At 50.4% G+C, this 5,880-nt stretch carries 6 protein-coding genes; 1 reads left to right on the forward strand and 5 read right to left on the reverse strand.

Annotated features, from left to right (window positions below):
- The coding region (locus AC1DUA_RS30695) for an MFS transporter (protein ID WP_477503352.1) at nt 1-817 on the forward strand (817 nt) is incomplete at its 5' end.
- Between the two features lie 5 nt (nt 818-822).
- Here the strand turns inward: AC1DUA_RS30695 and AC1DUA_RS30700 are convergent.
- From AC1DUA_RS30700 to AC1DUA_RS30720, 5 genes are all read right to left on the reverse strand, one after another.
- Nucleotides 823-1,734 (reverse strand): DUF58 domain-containing protein, encoded by a 912-nt coding sequence (locus AC1DUA_RS30700; RefSeq protein ID WP_477503353.1) that lies wholly within the window; start codon nt 1,732-1,734, stop codon nt 823-825.
- Entirely contained in the window at nt 1,731-2,720 is a 990-nt protein-coding gene (locus AC1DUA_RS30705; protein WP_477503354.1) for an AAA family ATPase, read from the reverse strand. Before AC1DUA_RS30705 ends, AC1DUA_RS30700 begins: the two co-directional genes overlap by 4 nt.
- 35 nt (nt 2,721-2,755) lie before the next feature.
- Nucleotides 2,756-4,240, reverse strand: coding sequence for a hypothetical protein (locus AC1DUA_RS30710; RefSeq protein ID WP_477503355.1), 1,485 nt, complete (start codon nt 4,238-4,240; stop codon nt 2,756-2,758).
- Nucleotides 4,241-4,267: 27 nt separating this feature from the next.
- Nucleotides 4,268-5,101: an ABC transporter permease gene (locus AC1DUA_RS30715; RefSeq protein WP_477503356.1), complete on the reverse strand. Its 834-nt coding sequence runs from the start codon at nt 5,099-5,101 to the stop codon at nt 4,268-4,270.
- Nucleotides 5,076-5,880, reverse strand: an 805-nt coding sequence (locus tag AC1DUA_RS30720) for an ABC transporter ATP-binding protein (RefSeq protein WP_477503357.1), incomplete at its 5' end; no start/stop codon positions are given. The genes AC1DUA_RS30720 and AC1DUA_RS30715, both read right to left, overlap by 26 nt.

The following is a 5,880-nucleotide window of genomic DNA, read 5'->3' on the forward strand; positions in this document are numbered from 1 at the left end:
CGCTGATATCATTCCACCCGAACGTCGTGGGGAAGGTATGGGATATTACGGATTATCCAATACATTTGCCATGGCGCTTGCTCCGCTTACCGGATTATGGATCATGCAAACGTACAGTTTTCATCGCGTTCTTTTGGTTTCTATGCTATTGGCTGTGCTTTCCTTATTTAGTTCACTTTTTATTTCCTATGCCAAACCTTTACCAGCCGAAAAGTCGGCTCAACGGCCTAAACTCATCGACCGTTTATGGGAGCGCTCGGCATTGCTCCCTTCAATCTTGCTGCTATGTACAGCCATTTGTTATGGAGGGATTGTGACTTTCATTACTTTATTCGGCCATGAAGCCGGGATTTCGAATGTAGGTTGGTTTTTTCTATGTAATGCCTCAATGGTGCTTGTTGTGCGGCCCATTACAGGTGTACTTTTTGATCGCAGAGGTCCAGAATGGGTACTGCTGCCAGGCGCTCTTTTCACGATAACGGGACTGCTCCTGCTTTCATATGCACACACTGAGCTCAGCTTGGCCATTGCGGCACTATGCTACGGGATCGGCTTTGGCTCCATACAACCTGCCTTGCAGGCATGGACGATTGCTCGCGCAGCCCCTAATCGGCGCGGCGCGGCGAACGGAACCTTCTTCTCAGCCAATGACTTAGGCATAGGGCTTGGAGCCATGGTTCTTGGTGGCTTGGCGAACTTAAGTGGAAGCTACGCGCTTATGTATCGCTTCTCAACTGTACTCATTGTTGTGTTTCTGCTTATTTATGGATGGAGCTTTTGGCATGTTTGGCGCAGCGTACAGCTCCCACAGCGATAAGGAAATTAACGAACCAAGCCGCTGCGCCGAAGTTCTCCCAACAGGAAGTCGCCTGGGGGAACATCCGTAACAGCAAGCAAATAGGTAATTCCGCGTTCATGACAAAAAGCTCTTACCATTTGCGTATACCCCATAGCGGCCGCCCTGTAATTCTGAAGCACTTTGCTGCTCATCGCCACTTCCCTCGCTGCTCTTGATTCGCTGTCGATGAGCCGCAGCTCGCCGGCTAGCTTGGGGTCAAGCTCCTCAGGAGCAAGCACTTGCACGACGATGACTTCCTGCTTGGCCGCCTGAATGTATTTCAAGGCGTCTTCAACGCCCTCTTCGTACAAAAAATCAGAAAAAATCCAAGTCATCCCTGCTTGACGAGGTAAAATAGCTGGATTACGAAAAACCGCTCCWATATCTCCTGTCCCCGCAGGTTCGCAATTCCCCAGAAATTCAAACAGCCGATGCGAGCTTCCTTTACCGCGAAGAAGTTTCATCTGCTTTGTCATTTGAGTCGTAAAAACAGCCGCGCTGACGCGATCATAGCGATTCAAAGACAGATATCCGATTCCGGCAGCCAGCTGTCTGGCGTACTCCCATTTTGAAAGACGAAGAGCATCTGCTCCCTCTTTTTTACCAAAATCCATGGAAGCGGACGCATCTAACCAGAGGTTAACCTGAAGCTCCTGTTCATCCATAAAAAGCTTAATAAACGGCTTACCTGTTCTGCCATAGGCATGCCAATCCAATTGACGTGTATCATCTCCTGGTGAATACAACCGATAATCTGCAAATTCCAGAGATGCACCCACGTCTTTGGAGCGTCTTCTCCCCTGCATGGTTCCTCTAATCCTGCTTTTTGCGGCAATGCTCAATTGATCAAGTCGGCGCATCAGCGCAGGATCAAGCAAATGCACGCCGCTGCTCATCGGCTTTGCTCCATGGAACTGAGTATAGCTGCGATGATGTTGTCAGGTGATACCCCCATAGCTTGACCCTCGAAGTTCAGGAACAGACGATGTCTTAAAGCTGGTGCGGCTACTGCATGCAGGTCTTGTTTGGAGATGTGGAAACGACCTGATAGAAATGCACGCACTTTCGCTACCTCGATTATCGCCTGTACTCCGCGCGGTCCTGAGCCGAAACGCACATATTGCTTGACCGCCTCTGGAGCTGTCTGCTCTGCTGGGTGTGTATTCATCAAAATCTGAACGGCATAATCGAGCATGTCTTCGGTGACTAATATTTCTTTCAAGCCCTTTTGAATATCTTGAATCAAGGCGCCATCCGCCACTTTATCAGCCTGAAGACTAACTGCCGAGGTCGTTCGCAGCACGATTTGTTTCAGCTCATTTTTAGTCGGATATGTGACATGAACTTTGAGTAGAAAACGGTCCAACTGTGCTTCCGGAAGAGGGTATGTCCCTTCCTGCTCTAACGGATTTTGCGTAGCCAGCACGAAAAATGGAGAGGGCAGCTGGTACGTTTCTGAGCCTACTGTTACCGTCTTCTCTTGCATCGCTTCTAACAATGCACTCTGTGTCTTCGGTGTTGCCCGATTGATTTCATCGGCGAGCACGATATGTCCAAATAGCGGACCTTTTTGAAATTTATACGTAGTCWCGCCTTGCAACCCGAATTGTATGACATTCGTCCCTGTAATATCAGCCGGCATTAAATCAGGTGTGAACTGAATTCGTGTAAAGCTGAGATCAACGGTATCAGAGATCGTTTTCACGAGCATTGTTTTACCAAGACCCGGAATTCCCTCTAGCAGAGCATGTCCTCCGGCAAAAATGCACCAAAGCAGCTGCTCCACCACCTCTTCCTGCCCAACTATGACACGGCCAATTTGCTCCCTCATCCGTGAGACAGCTTCTCCCCATGCTTCCAATTGCCCCTTCGACTCGACCATCGGCTCCTGTTCTCCCTCCCGAATCCTCAACATAGTTACCTCTGAGGCTGTATTTCAAGAAAATAATCACGCACCAAATTTTGCATGTGCTGCGGCAGTTCAGTGCGGTTCAACGCGCTCGAGGCTTCCGCGGCGTAATCGGCATAGACATCCTCGTACGGGCGCGAAGCACCGTCCATCGCCGGAGCCAAGCCACCTTGGCTCACTTCGCCTCCGCTGCCGCTGGTAGGACCGCCGTCGGCGTATGTCCCACCGGTGCCGGAGCGCTCGCGCGGCGTCGCCACAAGCCCGCGCGAGCCAGCTCCGGTGCCGCCTTGCGTACCGCCAGCTCCGCCGCCCGTGCCACCGCCGCTGGCTGTGCTGCCAGTGCCAGTGCCAGTGCCGCCTTGCGCATTGCTGCTGGCTCCTGCGCCTGCCCCGGCGCCGCCCGGGCCCTGGCCTCCGGCAGCGCCGCTCTGGCCCGCCGCGGTCGGGGCCGCGCCAGCACCGCTGCCCGCAGCCAGCTGCTCCGCGCGGCCGCCTGGCGCCCACGCTTGCCCGGGCTGTGCCCGCTGGAGCTGCTCGCGAAGGAGCTGCTCCTGTTCTGGCGTCGCAGCGGCTGCGGAAGCTGCGAGCCGCTCCAGCTCGCTGGCGAGGAGCTGCTTCTGCTCCGGCGTCATCTTCTGCACTTGATCGCTCAACTTCGCTGCCTCACGCTGAATGTTCTCCGCGCTATTCTGCCCAAGCGCCTTGCCCAGTTCGCGCAGCGCTTGTGTCCGCTGCATCGACTCTGCCCACTGCTCGGAGCGCTGCTTCTGCTTCTCAAGCTCACCAATGCCYGTTTCCATTTTTTTAAGCGATTTTTCCAATTCATCCAAAGCTTTCGCGGACGTAGGGTTTTGCCCCAGCCTGCGCTCCAGCTCATTTAAATCTTCCGTCATTTGCTTTATCACAGGGTGCGGAGAGGGCTTGGCTTGCAATTGATTCTGAATCTCAACTACATGCTCCTTCTGTTCCTTAACCCATGCTTTATCTTCACCAGCTTGCTGCAAAATCGCATCTTTAGGATTCGGCAAAAGCAGCAGAAGTGCGAAAACAGCGGTCAGACTTACACCAGCCAACCATACCTTTCTAGTGACACGCAGCGATACGACTTGCTTTAACTGGCTTTCTATGAAGAAAGCACCTTTCTCAAACGCATCCTGCCTTTGCAGGTCAGCAATCAGAGATGTTTGCTCTCTGTAACGAATTGCTGTTATCATTCTATCTTCCAAGCCATTGTCATCCAGCACTTTGGCAGCATCAAGCATATTCGGCCRGCGAGCCAATAGCCATATTCCCCCTGCCGCAAGCGCTGCCGCCACACTTATCAAAGCACTAAGCCGATATCCGCTTATCAGAAAAAAACGTCCCAGCGCCATCCACAAGCAAGCAGCGCCTAGCCCAACAATCAAACTTCGCAGAAAAAAGTGAAGTCCTTTAACTTTTAACATCCGCAATTTGACTGGGAACAACAGCTCATCCAGCGATGTGAATTTCATCTTAGGGCATCTCCTTTCTGAACCTCGTTATTTCTTTCTTCTCATAATGGGACGTAAATATCTCACACTTAGCCCAATCAGAACAACGGAAAGCAAGGTGTAGAAGCTAACGAAAATATGCCACATCTGCAGGTACGTATGCCCCTTGAACAATTCTTTGGCAAAATCAGGAACCATCAGAGAAACTAGAACAGCCATTGGGTTAAAACTCAGAAAATAACCAAGCACTTCCTCGTTCGTTCCTGCTCTTCCAATGTTTCCGAAAAATAAGCCTGCAAGCGCTGTAAAACCAAATATAAAAAGCACAAACCCATACGTTGCAATAACGGAAATAACGGTTTTCTTCAGAACCGTAGAAAAGAAAATCCCGACTGCTCCGAACAAGACCATTACAAAGATATAAAAAACAAATACAGCAAGCACTTGCGTTGGTGAAACTCCCCCGTATAGGAAAACAATGCCATAAAGTGGCATCGTAGCAACAACGGTTAGCAACATAAAACTAAGAGAGGCAAACAGCTTACTGAGAATAATGGTTCCTGAGCTTTGCTGTGTCGTCAACAGCATATTTAAAGTTTGCTTCTCACGCTCTCCGCTTACTACCCCTGCGGTTAAACCAGGCGTCATGAACGCGATCAGTACTAATTGTGTTCCGCTGAGAAAGTAAAACAGTTCGCTGCTTCTTGCTGTACTTAACACACCTGCTTGCTGATGATTCATGTTAATATAAGCAAATCCAAGCGCAATCAAGCCGATGGCCAGAAGATACACGAGGATCGAAAGCGGAGAGCGGATGGTCCTCATGCGTAAACGGAACTCTTTTTCCATAACCGGATTAATCCAATTTAACTTGCTGTTCATCGTTTGCGCCGCCTCCTTTCGTAATTTCCAGGAACACATCTTCCAAATTCGTCAATGCTTCACTGAACGATAGGAGTGGGAACCCTTTCTCCACTAGCCGAGCAAGCAGCCCGGACTGATCTTCATCTGCCCCTCCAAAATGAACATGCAGTCCCTTCTCATCCTGCAGCACCATCGTTACATGAGGCTGTTCCTGCAGGAATTTCAAGGCCTCTTCCGCTCTGCTGACCATCCGGATTTGGAGAACCCGATTGGCTTTCATCCGATTTTGAATATCCGATACTTTTCCTTTCGCAATCAGCTTCCCGTACTCAATGACCCCGATTTCATCCACCATCTCGGCCAGTTCAGGTAAGATATGAGAGGAAATAATGATCGTTTTGCCCATAGCCTTAAGCTCTTTCAATATTTCTCTCATTTCGATACGCGCTCGCGGGTCCAGTCCCGATGCCGGTTCATCCAGAATCAGTACTTCAGGCTCATGGACCAAACATCTAGCCAAGCATAGCCGCTGTTTCATGCCTCTAGATAACGAATCCACGTAGAAGTCGGCTTTTTCCGATAAATTAACAAGGTCCAGCAGTTGTGGGATTAGCTTAAGCCTCTCAGCCCTCGGAATACCGTAACTCGCTCCGTAAAAGTCCAAGTATTCGGTCGTTTTGAAATTATCATAGACGCCGAAAAAGTCAGGCATATAGCCAATCAGCTTGCGTACTTCTTTCGGCTTCTCGGTCACATCATATCCGCCAACCTTGGCTGTACCTGATGTTGGGCTTAAC

The sequence above is a fragment of the Paenibacillus sp. 01T422 genome (assembly GCF_056398785.1).